A 470-nucleotide genomic window follows, 5' to 3' on the forward strand; every position below is an offset into this window, starting at 1 on the left:
CACAACAAGACGCGAGCTAGCACATTCCTGCCCCCGCTTGAGCCGGTCGGCGAAGCGGTGCTTGCCTATCTGCGTTCCGGACGGCCCGTTACCGATGCCGGGGAGATCTTCATCCGCACGCGCGCGCCCTATCGCAAGCTCGACAAGCTTTACAGCGTGGTTCGCCGGCGGCTCCGTGGCGCTGGCGTCCAACCGCCTGGTAAGTGTGGACCCCATATCTTCCGTCATGCGCGCGCGGTCGAAATGCTGCGGGCCGCGGTGCCGCAAAAGGTCATCGGCGATCTGCTGGGACACCGTTCGACTGGTTCGACGGCTCCCTACCTCAAGCTTGCCACTGAGGACCTCAGGGCCATCGCCCTTGAAGTGCCGGGAATGGAGGTGCTGGCATGACCGCCCGCTGGCCCGATCCCGAACGCGTGATCATTGACCGCTATGTCGCGAGCCTTGATCTGCGCAGCATGAAAAGCCGA

General features: G+C 64.0%; 1 protein-coding gene. It reads left to right on the forward strand.

The genetic code is table 11. The annotated features are described in order from the left end of the window. Window positions 1–390, forward strand: a 390-nt coding sequence (locus tag L3X40_RS22180; RefSeq protein ID WP_237367482.1) for a tyrosine-type recombinase/integrase, incomplete at its 5' end; no start/stop codon positions are given. Window positions 391–470 lie beyond the last annotated feature (80 nt).

Source organism: Rhizorhapis sp. SPR117, assembly GCF_021742065.1.